General features: G+C 66.8%; 10 protein-coding genes. 6 read left to right on the top strand and 4 right to left on the bottom strand.

Annotation, left to right across the window (positions count from 1 at the left end; all coding sequences use genetic code 11):
* Positions 1 to 257 precede the first annotated feature (257 nt).
* The 4 genes from ACVJ5M_RS12635 to ACVJ5M_RS12650 all read left to right on the top strand — a co-directional run bounded on the left by ACVJ5M_RS12635 (position 258) and on the right by ACVJ5M_RS12650 (position 7,796).
* The gene (locus ACVJ5M_RS12635; RefSeq protein ID WP_063981588.1) at positions 258 to 2,687 is read left to right on the top strand and encodes a bifunctional diguanylate cyclase/phosphodiesterase; all 2,430 of its coding nucleotides are present in this window, start codon (positions 258 to 260) and stop codon (positions 2,685 to 2,687) included.
* Between the two features lie 230 nt (positions 2,688 to 2,917).
* On the top strand, positions 2,918 to 4,219 hold the full coding sequence (locus ACVJ5M_RS12640) for an MFS transporter (protein ID WP_063981589.1): 1,302 nt from the start codon (positions 2,918 to 2,920) through the stop codon (positions 4,217 to 4,219).
* A gap of 156 nt (positions 4,220 to 4,375) precedes the next feature.
* Positions 4,376 to 6,958 carry an EAL domain-containing protein gene (locus ACVJ5M_RS12645; RefSeq protein WP_456679293.1) on the top strand — a complete coding sequence of 861 codons (2,583 nt, stop codon included), beginning with the start codon at positions 4,376 to 4,378 and terminating at the stop codon, positions 6,956 to 6,958.
* A 280-nt stretch (positions 6,959 to 7,238) separates the two neighbouring features.
* Entirely contained in the window at positions 7,239 to 7,796 is a 558-nt protein-coding gene (locus tag ACVJ5M_RS12650; RefSeq protein ID WP_063981591.1) for a hypothetical protein, read from the top strand.
* Between the two features lie 96 nt (positions 7,797 to 7,892).
* Here ACVJ5M_RS12650 and ACVJ5M_RS12655 read toward each other — a convergent pair whose 3' ends face one another.
* The 4 genes from ACVJ5M_RS12655 to ACVJ5M_RS12670 all read right to left on the bottom strand — a co-directional run bounded on the left by ACVJ5M_RS12655 (position 7,893) and on the right by ACVJ5M_RS12670 (position 11,452).
* Positions 7,893 to 8,810, bottom strand: a complete 918-nt coding sequence (locus tag ACVJ5M_RS12655) for an MBL fold metallo-hydrolase (RefSeq protein WP_354099570.1) — start codon at positions 8,808 to 8,810, stop codon at positions 7,893 to 7,895.
* Positions 8,811 to 8,902: 92 nt separating this feature from the next.
* Positions 8,903 to 10,108, bottom strand: a complete 1,206-nt coding sequence (locus ACVJ5M_RS12660) for an NAD(P)/FAD-dependent oxidoreductase (RefSeq protein WP_063981593.1) — start codon at positions 10,106 to 10,108, stop codon at positions 8,903 to 8,905.
* A 129-nt stretch (positions 10,109 to 10,237) separates the two neighbouring features.
* Positions 10,238 to 10,528, bottom strand: a complete 291-nt coding sequence (locus tag ACVJ5M_RS12665) for a hypothetical protein (RefSeq protein ID WP_063981594.1) — start codon at positions 10,526 to 10,528, stop codon at positions 10,238 to 10,240.
* Positions 10,529 to 10,840: 312 nt separating this feature from the next.
* The gene (locus tag ACVJ5M_RS12670; RefSeq protein ID WP_063981595.1) at positions 10,841 to 11,452 is read right to left on the bottom strand and encodes a TetR/AcrR family transcriptional regulator; all 612 of its coding nucleotides are present in this window, start codon (positions 11,450 to 11,452) and stop codon (positions 10,841 to 10,843) included.
* Between the two features lie 131 nt (positions 11,453 to 11,583).
* Here ACVJ5M_RS12670 and ACVJ5M_RS12675 point away from each other — a divergent pair, with 131 nt between their 5' ends.
* Positions 11,584 to 12,813 carry a cytochrome P450 gene (locus ACVJ5M_RS12675; protein ID WP_063986151.1) on the top strand — a complete coding sequence of 410 codons (1,230 nt, stop codon included), beginning with the start codon at positions 11,584 to 11,586 and terminating at the stop codon, positions 12,811 to 12,813.
* A 270-nt stretch (positions 12,814 to 13,083) separates the two neighbouring features.
* Positions 13,084 to 16,734, top strand: a complete 3,651-nt coding sequence (locus ACVJ5M_RS12680) for an AsmA family protein (protein WP_456679294.1) — start codon at positions 13,084 to 13,086, stop codon at positions 16,732 to 16,734.
* The last annotated feature ends 47 nt before the right edge of the window (positions 16,735 to 16,781 follow it).

Genomic DNA, 16,781 nt, shown 5'->3' on the forward strand with positions numbered 1-16,781 from the left:
TCGGAAACGATAGTCCCGTCGCCCTGAACAGCTCGCTAACCCCCGATGTAACGGTGCTCCGTAAGAGTCCGGGGAAAAGCGGCAAAATGCTCGCACAATGGCCCCTGCTTGCAGGCCAATCGTTAACTAAGCCGCGCAATCTGCGACGACCCGGTTCTGAAATTGTGCGGTTCTTAACCCCGATCCTTGTCCGATAGCAGTTCCGGCAGCTCAACCAGAAGTGGGTTGCCGCGCCGAGGGGGACTTGCGGGATCAAGATGGGCGGTCGGGGTCAGAACGATCAGGATCGGGAACGTAGGACCGGATGGTGGCGCGCCGCGCCGCTGCTCGGACTCTATCGCCCTGCGCTCGTCGCAGTCGGCGTCGGTCTCCTGTTCTCGCTCGTGGGCGCCGCCGCCGTGGCGCGATGGGAAAACCGCGTCAACAAGATCGAGTTCGAGAACGCCGCCGAAACCGAAGCCATCGTCATGCAGAACGGCATGAGCGAGTACATCTCCAGGCTCGTCGCGCTGCGTACGCTGTTCGAATCGACCAACGAGGAAATCACCCGCAGCGAATTCGAGACGTTCAGCTCCCGGCTGTTCGAACGTCATCCCGGCATGCTGCGCATCTCCTGGCTGCCGCGCGTCAACCGCAAAGAGCGCGCCGAATACGAGGCCGCCGCGGCCACGGACGGCGTGTCCGGCTATCGCATCAAATCGCTCCAGGGCGAGACCTTCGCGACCGCGCCGCAAGCCGATGAATATTTCCCGGTGTTCTACTCGACCCAGCCGAAGACGTCGTCGGTCTACGGCATGGATTACGCGACCGTTCCGGAGCGCCGCGCAGCCCTCGAGCGCGCGCGCGACAACGATCGCGTCGCCGCCATTCGCACGCGCCTCTACGAGCCGAAGGAGGGCGGCCGGCAGCCCGACGTGCTCGTTGCCATTCCCGTCTACGCCAAGGGAACCTCGCGCGAGGCGGTGGCGGACCGGCGCCGCAATCTGGCGGGCTTCGTCGTCGGCGTCTTCGACCTGCCGCTGCTGATCCAGTCCATTCGCGTGACCACGGGAGCAAGCCCCGCGGTCAGCGTGAACGTCTATCCACCCTTCACGGGGCAGATCGTCAGCCTGGAACAAACCCTGCCGGACTATGCGTCGGCCGCCACGTCGCCGCAGTCGATGCGGGACGTCGCCCGGGCGCTGCACTGGTCGGGCAGCCTCAAGATCGGCGATACCGACTGGCAGGTGCGCGCCATGCCGACGGCCGGAGGTTCGCTGGAGACGGCCTACGACCGCGCCGTTGCCGTCATCGTCGTCGGCATGCTGCTGACGCTGTCGCTCGCGACCTATCTCATGCTCGCAAGCCGCAGCTCGCGGCGGCTCTCGCTGGCGAACCGGCGGGTGCTGGAGCTCGCCCAGACCGATATCCTGACCGGGCTGCCGAACCGCGCCTTCTTCCTGACCCGGCTCGACATGATGAACAGCCAGTTGAGCGTGCGGGGCCTGCCGTTCGCGATCCTGATGCTCGATCTCGACCGCTTCAAGAACGTCAACGACTCGCTCGGCCATGGTGCGGGCGATGCGCTGCTGCGCCAGGTGGCGCTGCGGCTGAGATCTGCGCTGCGCGCCACCGACGTGCTGGCGCGGCTCGGCGGCGACGAGTTCGCCATCATCCAGGAGGCTTGCGACGATCAGCGGACTTGCGCGACCGAACTCGCCGCGCGGATCGCGAAGCTGGTCGCCGAACCGTTCCTGCTGCCCGGCCATCGCGTCGAGATCGGCACCAGCATCGGCATCGCGATCGCACCGGACCACGGCAGCGACCAGGAGCAGTTGCTGAAGAAGGCGGACCTCGCGCTCTACCGCTCGAAATCGGCCGGCCGCAACTGCTTCACCATCTACGACGAGGCGATGTCGGCCGAGCTCGAGGCTCGCAACACGCTGGAAGGCGATTTGCGCGATGCCATCGCGCAGTGCCAGCTCGAAGTGCACTATCAGCCCTTTATGGACGTCGCCAGCGGTGGCCGTCGCGGCTTCGAGGCGCTGGTGCGCTGGCGGCATCCGAGCCGCGGCCTGATCCCGCCGGACCAGTTCATCGGGCTTGCCGAGGAAACCGGGCTGATCGTGCCGCTCGGCGAATTCGTGCTGCGGCGCGCCTGTGCGGACGCCGCCGCCTGGCCATGCGATCTCATGGTTGCGGTGAACCTGTCACCGATCCAGTTCAAGGAAGCCGAGCTGTTCGAGACGATCTGCGCAGCGTTGGCAGATTCCAGCCTTGCGCCGCAGCGGCTGGAGATCGAGATCACCGAATCCGTGCTGCTGGAACGCGGCGTCGAGAACCTTGCCTTCATGGAGCGGCTGAAGCACATCGGCATCGAGCTGGCGCTCGACGATTTCGGCACCGGCTATTCGTCGCTCAGCTATCTGACCACGTTCCCGTTCGACAAGATCAAGATCGACAAGTCCTTCATCCGCAACCTCACGCATCAGCCGCGCAGCTCCGCGATCATCGCCTCGATCGTGACGCTCGCACGCGGCCTCGATATGTCGGTTACCGCCGAAGGCGTCGAGACACGCGAAGAGTTCGAGCGGCTGACCGCGCTCGGCGTCAATTTTGCACAAGGCTATCTGTTCGGACGCCCGCAGCCGGTCGACCAGATCGAGTTCGACGCGCCCGTCCGGGCTTCGCAGCGCGACGCGGCCTGAGCGCGGGCCTGGCAACATTTGAACATATACGAGAGGTCGTCATGCCCGGGCTTGTCCCGGGCATCCACGTTCTTTGTTCCGCGTAGCGAAGACGTGGATGGCCGGGACAAGCCCGGCCATGACGATGTGGCAACTTCTGCGACCCGCCAAGAAACACATTCGTGAAAATCGCTTGACCCAGACGGCCCTGGATGGTCGGTAGCACCATCTAGGGATGAAATAAGCACAACATGCGGCTTCCGTTCTTCTACGGCTGGGTCGTGGTCGCGGTGACCTTCGTGACCATGGCGATCGGCGTCAACGCGCGCACCGCGTTTTCGCTGTTCTTTCCTCCCATCATCTCGGAATTCGGCTGGGAACGCGGCGTCACTGCCGGCGCATTCTCCTTCGGCTTCGTCGTGTCGGGCATCGTCAGCCCGCTGATCGGCCGCCTGATGGATCGCGCCGGCCCGCGCGCGGTGATGGAGCTCGGTGTTGTGCTGATGGGCGGCGGGCTGCTGCTCGCGCCACTCACCAGCACGCCCTGGCATCTCTACGTGACCATCGGCGTCATGGTCGGCGCCGGCTCGGTGTGTCTCGGCTATTCCGGCCAGTCGCTGTTCCTGCCGAACTGGTTCATCCGCAAGCGTGGCTTCGCCATCGGGATCGCCTTTGCCGGCGTCGGCATCGGCTCGGTGACGCTGCTGCCCTGGGTGCAGCACATGATCGAAGAGACCGGCTGGCGCACCGCCTGTACCGCGATGGGACTGCTCATCCTCGTCGTGCTGGCGCCGATCAATCTGTTCCTGCACAAGCGGCCCGAAGACATCGGCCTTCAGCCGGACGGCGATGCCACGCCGGCGGCGGGCGCGGCGACACCGGTGTCCAACATCGTCGATCCCGTCTGGGTCGGCACCGACTGGACGCTCAAGCGGGCGGTTGCGACCGCACGCTTCTGGTGGATCGCGCTCGGCTATTTCAGCGGCCTGTACATCTGGTACGCGGTGCAGGTGCACCAGACCAAATTCCTGCTCGACATCGGCTTCAGCCCGGGTGTCGCGGTGTGGGCGCTCGGCATCGTCAGCCTGCTCGGCATTCCCGGCCAGATCCTGCTCGGCCACGTCTCCGACCGGATCGGGCGGGAATGGGTGTGGGCGATCAGCTGTGCCGGCTTTGCGATCTGCTTCGCGGCGCTGATGGCGCTGAAATTCCAGCCGTCGCTGTGGCTGGTCTATGTCATGGTGTTCGCGCAAGGCGCGCTCGGCTACGGCCTCACCTCGATCATGGGCGCGGTGGTGTTCGAGATCTTCCAGGGCAGGCACCAGGGCAGCATTTTTGGAACGATCATGCTGGCGGCCCTGGCCGGCGGCGCGGCGGGTCCCTGGCTCACGGGTTTCCTCTATGATCGCACCGGCGACTACACGCTCGCCTTCGCCATCGCCATGGTCGTGAGCGGACTGTCGGCGCTCGCGGTCTGGCAGGCCGCTCCACGCAAGGTGCGGGCGGTGGCCGGCCGGCTGCACAAGCTCAAGCCCACAAGCGCGGCCGAATAGGTTCCGAATGCATCGGATTGCCTTCGCAGCTTTCGCGAGCCGTTAAACATGTCGCGTCTTGGCCGGACGCGACCTGGCTGCAAAAACGTCTTGGACACCATCGCGGCGCTAGCCTCGGCCCCCCTTGCCATCTTCCCGATGCATCCGGGTCCAACGATGTCCGCCGCCGATTGTCCCACAGAAATTCCGGACGTGCTGCTGGCTGCGCTCGAATGCGCCGACGGCGGCATCGTCATCGTCGATGGCGCGCGTCGCATCACGCATTTCAATGCCGGCGCGGAGCGGATCTGGAAACTCGCGCGCGCCGAGGTGCTCGGCCGCGACGCCGAACTTCTCACGCTCAAATGCCTTCGGGCCGATCCGGTCGCGGAGTTCCGCGACGAGATCAGCCTCGTGCGGCGCGACGGCACCCGGATCCGGGCGGCCATCTCGCTGTCATCCGTCACGCGTGGCGGCGTCACCCATCACGTCGTGTTCGCGCGTGACGTCACCGCGGAGGCCGAGCGCCGCGTCAGAATCGGGCTTCTCCACGCCGTCTCCGACCAGACCAACCGCGCGGTGCTCATCACCGACACGGACCAGAACATCGTCTACGTCAATTCCACCTTCGCGACGCTGTTTGGCTACACCAGCGAGGAGGCCGAGGGCCGCCGCGCCGGCGCGCTGATCGCCGGCCGCCACACCGATCGGAAGGCCGTCGCGAAGCTCGTCAAGCGCCTGATGACCGGCGGCCGCCGCGGCGAAATCGAGACGCTGGTCTACAACAAGGGCGGCGAGGAGATCTGGGTCTGCGCCCGTATCGACGTCTTCCGCGACAAGAAGGGCCGTGCCAGGCACATCTTCGCGCTACTCGAGGACATCACCGAGACCAGGCAGCCGCGCTCGCTCCAGCAGCTCATCATGAGTGCGCTGGCCGACGAGGTTCCGATCACCGATATCGCCGACAGGCTGTGCCGAAGGGTCGAGGAGATCGCGCCTGACGTGGTTTGCTCGCTGCTCCACGTCGATGCCGCAGGCCTCGTCCATCCGCTCGGCGGCCCCAGCCTGCCCGAGGACTATTCGCGTGCGCTGGACGGCATCGCGATCGGTCCGAATGTCGGATCCTGCGGCACCGCGGCCTTCTACGGTGAACCGGTGCTGGCCGAAGATCTCGACACCGATCCGCGCTGGCAGCCCTACAAGACGCGTCCGCTCGAAGTGGGCCTGCGCGCCTGTTGGTCGACACCGATCAAGGCCAAGGACGGCCGGGTCATCGCCACCTTCGCCTTCTATTTCCGTGAACCGCGCGCGCCGAGCAACTGGCACCGCCGTATCGTCAACGCCTGCGTCGACCTCGGCGCCTTCGCGATCGAGCGCAAGGAAGCGCGGGCCGAGATCGCGCGGCTCGCCTATCACGACATTCTCACCGGGCTGCCAAATCGCGCGCAACTGCGGCACCTGATCACCACGGCCATCGATGCCTGCCCGACCGGCAGCCACGTTGCGCTGGCCTTCCTCGACGTCGATCATTTCAAGGACGTCAACGACACGTTCGGCCACGCCGCGGGCGATGAGCTGTTGATCCAGCTCGCGCAGCGCCTGCGCGAGCAGATCGGCCCCGAGGACATGCTGGGACGGCTCGGCGGCGACGAGTTCGTCATCCTGCTGCCGCAGCGCAATGCCGAGAGCGCCGAGCGCGTCGCGGCCGGGGTCGCGGAGGCGCTCGCCGCGCCGCTGCGGCTTGGCTCCAGGCAGCTGCAGATGTCGGCGAGCATCGGCATCAGCCTCTATCCCGACCATGCGACCGACATCGACACCTTGATGCAGCAGGCGGATGCGGCCATGTACATGGCCAAGCAGGCCGGCCGCTCCACCCATCGCATCTTCAGCGCCGAAATGAACGGGCTCACCGAGCAGCGCCTGGCGCTGATCGCAGCGCTGCGCCGCGCCATCGCCGAGGGCGCGCTGACCCTCAGCTACCAGCCGCAGATCCGCAGTTGCGACGGTGCCGTCCACGGCGTCGAGGCATTGGCGCGCTGGCATGATGCCGTGCTCGGCGACGTCTCGCCGGCGAAATTCATCCCGCTCGCTGAGGAGTGCGGCCTGATCGAGCAGATCGGCCTGTGGTCGGTGCGTGAGGCCTGCCGGCAGATGGCGGACTGGCGCCGCGCCGGGCTCGACATTCCCAGCGTGTCGGTGAACCTGTCGCCGATCAATTTCCGCAACGTTACGCTGGCGGCGCGGCTCAAGGACATCCTCGCCGAATACGATCTGCCGCCGGACGCACTGATGCTCGAGATCACCGAGGGCACGTTCATGCGGGACAGCGTTGCCGCGCTGGAGACGATGAACGCGATCCGCGAGCTCGGCGTCGGGCTTTCCGTGGACGATTTCGGCACCGGCTATTCCAGCCTCAGCCGGCTTGCGCATCTGCCGATCCGCGAGCTGAAGATCGACCGCAGTTTCATGCGCGACATCGAGAGAGACGCGGGCGCGCTCGCGGTCGCCACCGCCGTGGTGCGCGTCGGACAGGGCCTCGGCATGACCGTCGTCGCCGAAGGCGTCGAGACCGAAGGCCAGCGCAAGACGCTGGCCGAGCTCGGCTGCGACGTCGTCCAGGGCTTCCTCTACGCGCCCGCGCTGCCGCCGGTCGTATTCGAACGCTGGCTGATCGAGCACTGCGCCGAGCAGACGAGGGCGATGCTGGGGCGGATCGATGTTACGCCGGCCGGTCGCGACGTGGTGAAGCGGTCGGCATAGTCGGCTCCAGGGCGTTCGCGCACAATCCGGCAGTCATCCCTTTCAACGGGTAGCTCCAGCCCCGGCTGATGATCGGCTGGTCGGATTTTTGTTTCTGGATATTACTAATTGCCGATTGGCAATATCGAGCAACCGGCGCGGCGCCCTGCCAAATGCTCCGCGCCAGCTCCCGTTCCTACCACCGCGCAACCAGGCAAATCCAACTGCCAGGGCGAACTCAGGACTGGATGGGACTCGGGGCAACGTCACCTCGGGTCCGCCAAAAGCACGGAAAGCCACCATGACCTCGATTTCTGCGCTCTCCTCCAATCACCACCGCTCATCACCGTTGCAACAATTACAAGACGAGCTGCAAGCGGAAGTCAGTTCCGGCACGATCGATGCGTCGGATCAGTCGGCGCTGTCGGCCGCGCTCAGCAGCATCGGCTCCGCGTTGCAGTCAACCGGTGCAAGCGATCAATCCGGCGGCGGGACATCTTCGCCCGACGCCTTCGCGTCGAAGATTAATGGCCTCATCCAGCAGCAAGTGTCGGCCGGCAAGTTGACGGACGAGCAGGCCACCGAGCTGCAAGGAATTTTCAAGGCGGCGCTCTCGCATGGACCGCACGGAGCGGGTGGACCGCCGCCGGACGGGCCACCGCCATCCGGCGAGCCTCCCTCGGTGAACGGCACGGACGACTCGTCAAGTGGCAATTCGACGGCAGAGCTGCTGCAGCAGTTTCTCCAGCAGCTGAAAAGCTCGCTTGCGGACTCGACATATAGCGCGACGAAAGCAGGCGATACGACCAATGCGAACGATCCGTCGTTGTCCGGCGTCCTGATCAACGATCGGATCTGATATCGGCGGCGCGCCGCGCTGACTCGGTTCGCCGCATCGAAACCAGGGCCCGCCATGAATGCGCGCGCCCTGGTCTCACGTTGGCTCAGCGAGCGATCAGTAGTCCCAGAACACCGGCACCCAGCGAAAGGCGTCGCCGGCGACCGCCACATGGCCGACGGACGGGAACGGCATGTGGGTCGCCACCAGCATCTCGCCGCTCGCGGCAATCTCTCGCAACAGACCGACCCGAACGCGCGCCGCCTCCTCGGGGTCGTGTTCGAAACCGTTGTGCCAGTCGGGTTGATCGAATCCGACGGCAAACACGGCGTCGCCGGCGAACGTCAGCCCGTCGCCGCCGGATGCCACGCGAACCACGCTGTGTCCGGGGGTGTGACCGCCGGTGCGACGAACGACGACGCCCGGCGCAACCTCGTGCTGCTCATCGAACTTCCGCAGCTGACTTCCGTACTCCTTGACGAACCGCTTGGCGGTCGCCCGAAGCGCGTCCGGGAAGCCCGGCGGCATGGCGGTGTGGGAAAAATCGGGCGCCTCCCAGAATTTGACCTCGGCGGCCGCCACGTGGATCCGCAGGTCTTTACGCAGCCGCTCCTTCACCCCGTCGACGAGCAGTCCGCCAATGTGATCCATGTGCAAGTGGGTCAGCACCAGATCGGTCACGGACGAAAGATCGATGCCGGCGGCCTCCAGTCGCTTGATCAACTGGCCGGCGCGCGGCAAGTGCAGATCCGGGTCGGACCCCAGTCCAGCGTCGATGAGGATGGTCTTGTCGCCGCTGCGGACCACGACCGCATTCAACGCCCAGTCGAAAGCGTCCTGCGGCAGGAACATGTCGTGCAGCCAGGTCGCCCGGACGGCCGGGTCGGCATTGTGCGCCAGCATCGTGGTTGGCAGCGGCAGCACGCCGTCGCTGACCACCAGCACGTCGATCTCGCCGACCTTCAGCGCGTAGCGCGATGGAACGAGCTCTTCCGGCTTCGATGTCGCGGGGTTTGAGGTGTTGTGCAGGTTCATGTTGGTCTCCTGTTTCAAGGTAGGGCTCCCGGCTGGTCTTGGTTGAGCAGGCCGCGCAGCCAGGGAGGTGCGGCCGTGATCGTTTCGTGCTTCTAGAGGCTCGTCACACGCTCCGGATCGGCCGAGGCGAGCGCTGCGGCACGCTCGGCGCGGGGCGGGTAGATCCAGACCGTGTTGATCTCCTGCTTGGTCTTCTTGGCGACGTCGCCGACCATCTCGACCTTGCGCTCCCAGCCGCGCGTGAACAGCGCGCCGGCTTCGCCGAGATCGAGGCAGGTGACGTAGGCCTTCTGGTGATACGGCCTGGTCGGGACGCGCAGGAGTTCGGCTGCCGCATTGTTGCCGGCAAAGGCGCCCATCCGCGTGGCGTGCTGGCAAGACATCAGCGCGTAATTGCCCTCGTCGTCGCACGCGGCTCGCGCGGCATCGCCGGTGGCGAAGACACCGGCGATGCCGGGCACGCGCAGATCGCGGTCCACCAGCAGCCGGCCGAAATTGTCGCGCTCGGCGGGAATCTGCGCCGTCAACGGCGCGGCGCGAATACCGGCTGCCCAGACCACCGTCTCGGTTTCGATGTGTTCGCCGGTCGACAGCGTCACGCCGGATTTGTCGAGCGAGGCAACGCCGGTGCCGAGCCTTGTCTCCACGCCGAGCTTGCGCAGCGCTTGCTCGATGACCGGGCGGGAGCCTTCGCCCATGTCGGGAGCGATCGCGCCGTTACGCTCGACGATGATCACGCGCGTCCTGGCGTTTTGTCCGAAGATGGCGCGCAGGCGCGCGGGCAGCTCGGTCGCCGCCTCGATGCCGGTGAAGCCGCCGCCGGCGACCACGACCGTGTCACGTCCATTGACGGCCGGCCGGTCGGCGAGGCCATGCAGATGCTTGTCGAGGGCAACCGCATCGTCGAGCGAGTCGACGCTGAAGCCGTGTTCGGCAAGGCCGGGGATGTTGGGTCGGAAGAGGCGGCTGCCGGTAGCGATCACCAGGCGGTCGTAGGACAGGGTCTTGCGGGTGCCTTTGGGAGTCGAGATCTGCACCGTCAGCGCCTCGGTGTTGACAGTCTCGGCGCTCCCCTGGATGTAATCGACGTCGATCGCCTTGAGGACATCGAGCAACGGCGCCGTCAGGGTTTCCGGCTTCGGCTCATAGAGCCGAGGGCGGACCACCAGCGTCGGCTCGGGTGCGATGAGCGCGATCTCGAGCTCTTCCGGCGAGACGCCCTGAATGTCGCGCAGGCGAGCGGCGGAGAGGGCGGCGTACATGCCGGCGAAGCCGGCGCCAATGATGAGCAGTCGCATTTGGTTCACTCCTGGATTTGGTTCTGGGTTTGTTGGTTCGAAACGCGCGCCATCGCCGCCGCTCGATGCGAGCAGTGCCTGTTGCGAGCGATGATGACGCGAAGAGGTGAGACGGAGACCGCCTGGTCCTTACGGCGCGGCGCAGTTGGGCAGCGAGGACAGCAGCGCAGGGCCTTCACATCCTGCGCGGCAAATTCGCGGGCCCGATGGCCAGCCGCGCAGGGCGACCGGCAGCGCAGGTTTGTTGGTCCAGCCCCGATCGATCAGGATCGACGTCGAGACCTTGGCGTCTTGTGCGATCTGTGGCGGCGCCTCATCGGCCGTCGGCGAGGTGAAACGCACGGTCAGTGAAAGCCCGTACATGAGCGCCGTCGAGACCGCCTTCCGTCGTGGCGCGATTGCAAACCGTTTCCTGTCCATCGTTTGTCTCCGTCCCCATGATGTGACGTTGCGATGTTTAGCCAACCGGATCGTCGACTGCGCCAGAGCGATTGCCGTCCCTGTCGAGAGATTGCTGCTAACGGACGCGCCTGCGCCAATCGCCCGGCGCCTAGCCGGTTAGCGGCGCCGAGGCCCGGCGTATTTCCCGAAGCGGCCATGCCTTGTCCGATCCTGCCGCAAGCAGGCCCACGTTTTCACAAACGCACGATTGGGGGCGGACGGCGAGTTGTCGGAGAATCCAACGCCGGTCGGATGACGGTCCGGTCGCGAGCCTGATATCGGCGACCCGGGCTAGTTCGGCGACAATCCGGTCCTACGCCTGAGATCCGTGATCGCGCGCAGAAAACTGTCGGCCGGCGTCGTCTCCGGATCGATCAGGCGGTGCAGGCGAAAGCCATCTTCCAGCGCCAGCACGACGGAGGCCATCCACGGCGGATTCAGCGTGTCGTTCCTGCCGTTGCTCTTCAACGTGGCCTCGACGATGTCGGCCACCAGCTTGCGCCGCGCGCGCAGCCGCTTGGCAAGCTCCGGGCGGCGCTTCTCGGCGCGCGCGACGAACAGGATCATCTCCATGTGCAGAAGGGGCGAGCGGCCGAGCGGGTCTTGCCGGCTGCGATCCATCGTCTTCAGCGCCGCGATGAAATCGTCGAGATTGTCGTGCTGCGCGAGGATGTCGAGGTTGCGCCGGATCGACTGCTCGACATGATCCTCGAGCATGGCGATGATCAATTCGTCCTTGCTCTTGAAGTTGGAATAGAACGCCCCACGGGTGAAGCCCGCGGCGGCCGCGATCGCCTCGATGCTGGCGCCGCCGATGCCGTCCGCCTCGAACACGCGCGCGGCCGCCTCGAACAGTTTGTCGCGCGTGTCGTCCCTGGTCGGCCTGGTTCTCACCCTTGACATCGGCGCAGGTTAGGGCAGAATGCAACTCGATACAACAATGTATCGAGTTTATAATCTTGGGGATGGTTACGCCGCGCGCGCAAGGGGGCTGCCGGCGTATTCGTGTCATGCGGCAACCGATTGAGGTCACCATGAACGAGCAAGTGCAACCCGCAGGCGGACCGCTGTTCAATCCGCTGTCGCCGGACTTCATCCGCGATCCCTATCCGCACTACGACCGGCTGCGCACGATCGAGCCGATCCATGTGACGCCGTTCGGCCAGTTCGTCGCCAGCCGCCATGCCGACGTCAGCTTCGTGATGCGCGACAAGCGCTTCGGCAAGGACTTTGTCGAGCGCTCCAAGCGCCGCTATAGCCCTGCCATCATGGACGAGCCGGTGTTTCGCAGCATGAGCCACTGGATGCTGCAATCCGATCCGCCCGACCACACCCGCCTGCGCGGCCTCGTCGTGAAGGCCTTCACCGCCCGTCGCGTCGAGGACATGCGGCCGCGGATCCAGGCGATCGTCGACCAGACCATCGATGCGGTGATCGAGCGCGGCCACATGGACCTGATCGAGGATTTCGCCTTCCGCCTGCCGGTCACCATCATCTGCGACATGCTCGGAATCCCCGAGGATCATCGCGAGACCTTCTACAACAGCTCGCGCGATGGCGGGCGGCTGCTTGACCCCGTGCCCCTCACGCCGGAAGAGATCGCGAAGGGCAACGCCGGCAACATGATGGCGCAGATGTATTTCCAGCAGCTGTTCGAGCTGCGCCGCCGCAATCCCGGCGACGATCTCACCACCCAGCTGGTGCAGGCCGAGGAAGACGGCCACAAGCTCACCAACGAAGAATTGACCGCCAACATCATCCTGCTGTTCGGCGCCGGCCACGAGACCACCGTCAATCTGATCGGAAACGGCCTGCTCGCGCTCCATCGCAATCCGGATCAGCTCGCGCTCCTGAAGGCGCGGCCCGAGTTGATGGTCAACGCGATCGAGGAATTCTTGCGCTACGATTCCTCGGTGCAGATGACCGGGCGCGTGGCGCTGGAGGACATCGCGGATCTCGGCGGCAAGAGCATCCCCAAGGGCGAGACCGTGCTCTGCCTGCTCGGCTCGGCCAACCGCGATCCGGCGGTCTACCCTGATCGCCCCGACCGGCTCGACGTCACCCGGCCCAACGTCAAGCCGCTGTCGTTCGGCGGCGGCATCCATTTCTGCCTGGGCGCCCAATTGGCGCGCATCGAGGCCGAAATCGCCATCGCGACGCTGTTGCGGCGGCTGCCGGATTTGCGCATCGACGACGTCGAGAACCCGGAATGGCGCCCGACCTTCGTGCTGCGCGGCCTGAAACGCCTGCCGGCAAGCTGGTGATGGCCGGCGGCGCTGCATCTGCGAGCGCCGGTCCTCATCCTGAGGAGGCTGCAAAGCAGCCGTCTCGAAGGATAGCCGCGGGCGCGGGGGCCTCTATGGTTCGAGACGGCGCTTAGCGCGCCTCCTCACCATGAGGGTCTCCCGCCAGCGTTAACCTCCGCGCGCAACAGTCGCTGTGACTTCGCCACACTTCCCCTTATATAAGGGGCTGTTCCGGCGCGCCTGAGGCCCTCAGGTTCGGCCCGGGCCGATTTGGCCGAGGGGAGACCCGTGCAGACGACGCTGCTCGGATTGGCGATTGCCTTCATCATTGCGCTGCTGACCGCGCTGATCGGGCCTTACTTCATCGACTGGAACCAGTTCAGGCCCCAGTTCGAGGCGGAGGCGGGCACGATCATGGGCGTGCCGGTGCGGGTGGCGGGCGAGCTGGATGCGCGGCTGCTGCCGGCGCCGACGCTGCGGCTGCGCTCGGTCACCTTCGGCGGCAACAACGATCTCGGCCGCCTGCGCGCCGACAAGCTCGACGTCGAGTTCAGCCTGAGCTCACTGATGCGCGGCGAATGGCGCGCCACCGAGCTGACCGTCAACGGCATGGCCGTGGATCTCGGCCTGGATGCCAAGGGCCGGGTCGATTTGCCGTCCACCGCGAGCGGCACCTTCAACCTGGCCTCGCTTGCGATCGAGCGGCTGAACCTCACCGGCCGCATCGCCCTGCACGATGCCGCCAGCCGCTCGACGCTGGAATTGAACGATATCACCTTTTCCGGCGACGTGCGCTCGCTGGCCGGCTCGGTCCGCGGCGACGGCAGTTTCACCGCCACCGGGGTGCGCTATCCGTTCCGCGTCTCCTCCGGCCCGAGCGCCGACGGCAGCGCCACCCGTCTCCACCTCAACATCGATCCCGGCGAGCGCGCGATCTTGGCCGATCTCGAAGGCGTGCTCGCCTTCGACAACCGCCTGCCGAAATTCGACGGCGCGCTGACGCTCGCTGTGCCCCCGGTCAAGAAGGCGGGCACGGCGGGGCCGACACCCTGGAAGCTCACGGCAAAGCTCAAGGCCGATCCGGCCGGCGCCAAATTCGATCAGATCGACGCGAGCTTCGGCGCCGAGGACAATGCGCTCAAGTTTGGCGGTGTCGGCGATGTCAGGTTCGGCGCCTCGCCGCTACTGCGCGCGGTGCTGTCGGCGCGCCAGGTCGATGCCGACAAGCTGGCGGGCAAGGATGATGCCGAGCCGCAGCGCGTCCTGCCGGCGCTGCGCGCGGGCCTTGCGGCGATCCCGCAGGCGCCGATGCCGGCGCAGATCGAGTTCAACTCCGACCAGATCATGCTGGGCGGGCGTCCGCTCCAGAACATCACGGCGGAGCTTCAGACCGACGGAAGGTCCTGGACTTTCCAGCGGCTCGAGCTGCGCGCGCCCGGCATGACGCAGCTCTCGCTCAACGGCGCAACGCCCGGCGCCGACAGCTTTAGCGGCCGTCTCAGCGTCGAGTCGTCCGACCCCGATACGCTGGTGGCCTGGCTCCAGGGCCGCAGCGAGATCAACCGCCGCAGCACGCGGCCGTTGCGCCTTGCCGGCGACGTGACCATCGCCGCCAACCATCTCGCCGTCGACAGGCTGAAGGCCGAGATCGAGGGCGGCGCGGTGGAGGGCCGCATCGCCTTCGTCCAGACCGGCGCGAGCAAGGGCTCGCGGATCGACGCCGAGCTCAAGGCCGACCGTCTCGACCTCGATGCCGCCGCAAGCTTCGTGCGCGCGCTCGCGGGGCCACAGGGCGAATGGCCGGAGGAAGCCAAGCTTGCGCTCGATGTCGGCCGCGCGATGTCGGCCGGACAGGAGCTGCGGCCGTTCACGGCGAAGCTCGGCTACGGCCCTGCGGCGCTGTCGCTGGAGCAGTTGCGCTTCGGCCAGGCGAGCGGGGTGACCACGGAAGCAAGCGGCAGCTTCGACCGCGTTCATGCCACCGGCAAGCTCGCGCTGAAATCCTCGGCCAATTCGCTGCGTGAGCTCACCGCGCTGCTCGAGCCGATCGCGCCTTCGGTGCGCGCACGGTTCGACGCCATCCCGTCATTGCCCGGTGCGACGCGGCTGAAGCTCGACCTCAGCCTCGACAAGAACGCCGACCATGCCGATCGCAGCGACGCGCGCGCCGTGCTCGATCTCGATGCGCCGCAGCTCAAGGCCACAGCGACGCTGGCCGGGCAGACGCCGGTAGCGGCGGTCAACGGCATCGACATCGACATCGACCGCTTGCGCAACAGCGACTTCACGCTGGACTCGAAAATCTCGACGCCGAAGGCGGGCGCATTGCTGGCGCTGCTCGGCCTCGATCGCGTCGCTGCCGCGGGCGAGGGCCCTTCGCAGTTCGAAGGCCGGTTGAGTGGCGCGTGGCGCCGGCCGTTGCAATTGAACGCAAAGCTCGGTGGCGGCGGACTGGATGCGGATGCGAAAGGCAGCATCGAATTGTCGGACCCCAGTTCGTTCCAGCCGAAGGCCAGCGTGAATTTGCGCGTGCGCAATGCCAATCTGGCGCCGCTGTTCGGGACCAGCCCGGCGGACAAGTCAGTGCAGAGCGTCAACCTGTCCTCGCGCGTCGGCCTCTCCGGCAACCGCCTGACCTTCGACGATCTCGACAGCAGCGCGGCCGGCTCGCATCTGCGCGGGCATCTCGCGGTGACGCTCGATCAGGAGAAGAGCGTCGATGGCGAAATCGGCCTCGACGCGCTCGATCTTGCGCCCGCGTTCGCGATGGCCATCGGCGCCGCCGGACATGATGCCGGCGATCCCCTGAGTGCGGGGCTGCTCGGCGGCTGGCGCGGCCGCATCGCCTTCCAGGCCCTGCGCGGCACCTTGCCTGACGGCATCGAGCTGCGCCCCGTCGGCGGCACGATCCGGAGCGACGGCCAGTCGCTCGCGCTCGACGCGCTCAAGGGCGGTGTCGGCGGTGGTGAGATGTCGGCGAGCTTCGACGCGCGCAATGGCGCCAATGGCGTTGCGCTGAACGCACGTATCGAGCTGCGCAATGTCGATGCGGCGGCGCTGCGCTACCGCGATCTCGCATTGCCCAAGGGACGCGCCTCGGTGCAGATGGCGCTGACCAGCCAGGGCCGCAGCGTTGCGGCGTTGACCGGTGCGCTCGCCGGCAATGGCACGGTGACGCTCGAGGCCGCGGAAATCAGCGGCCTCAATCCGCGCGCCTTCGAGATCGCCATCCGCGCCAGCGACGGCGGCCAGGTTGCCGACGACAACAGGCTGCGGCAGCTCGTCGAGCCTGCGCTGTCGGCCGGTCCGATCGCGGTCGCCTCGGCGCAGATCCCGTTCACGATCCGCGACGGGCGCCTGCGCGTCGGCGCGACACCGCTGGAAGCCAAGAACGCGCGGGCCATCGTCTCCGGCGGCTACGATATTCCCGCCGACCAGGCCGACATCCGCGCCAGCCTGACGCCGATCATGACCGGACTTTCGGGCGCGCCGCCGGAGATCCAGTTGTTCGCGGCGGGTCCCCCCGACAGGCTCAACCGCACCGTCGATCTCGCGCCGCTGTCGTCCTGGCTCGCGGTGCGCACGATCGATCGCGAGACGCGCCGGCTGGACGCGATCGAGCGTGGCGAGCCGCCGCCGGCGACTGCGGCGCTGCCGACGCTGGTCTCGCCCGATCCGGTGCCCGAGCCGTCGCTGACCGACGTGCCGTTGCCCGGCCGCGATCCGCGCCGCGCGCCGCCGAAGCCAAAGGCCGCGCCGACGCCGAAGGTGCCGCAGGCCGCCCCCGCGGTGCCGAGCCCGCCACTCACAAGCCCGCCGCTCGCGAGCCAGCAGATCGCCCCGCTGCCGCCGCCGATCGAGGTGAGGCCGGCGCCAGGCCCGCCGCCCGCAAAACCCAAGCCGAAGCCACCGCTGGTGCTGACGCCGTCGAATCCGTGAACGCGGCAGCCTGTTCGGCAAGCGCTGGCCCTTGCCCGCCGGTAAAC

This window comes from Bradyrhizobium sp. S3.7.6, assembly GCF_054061875.1.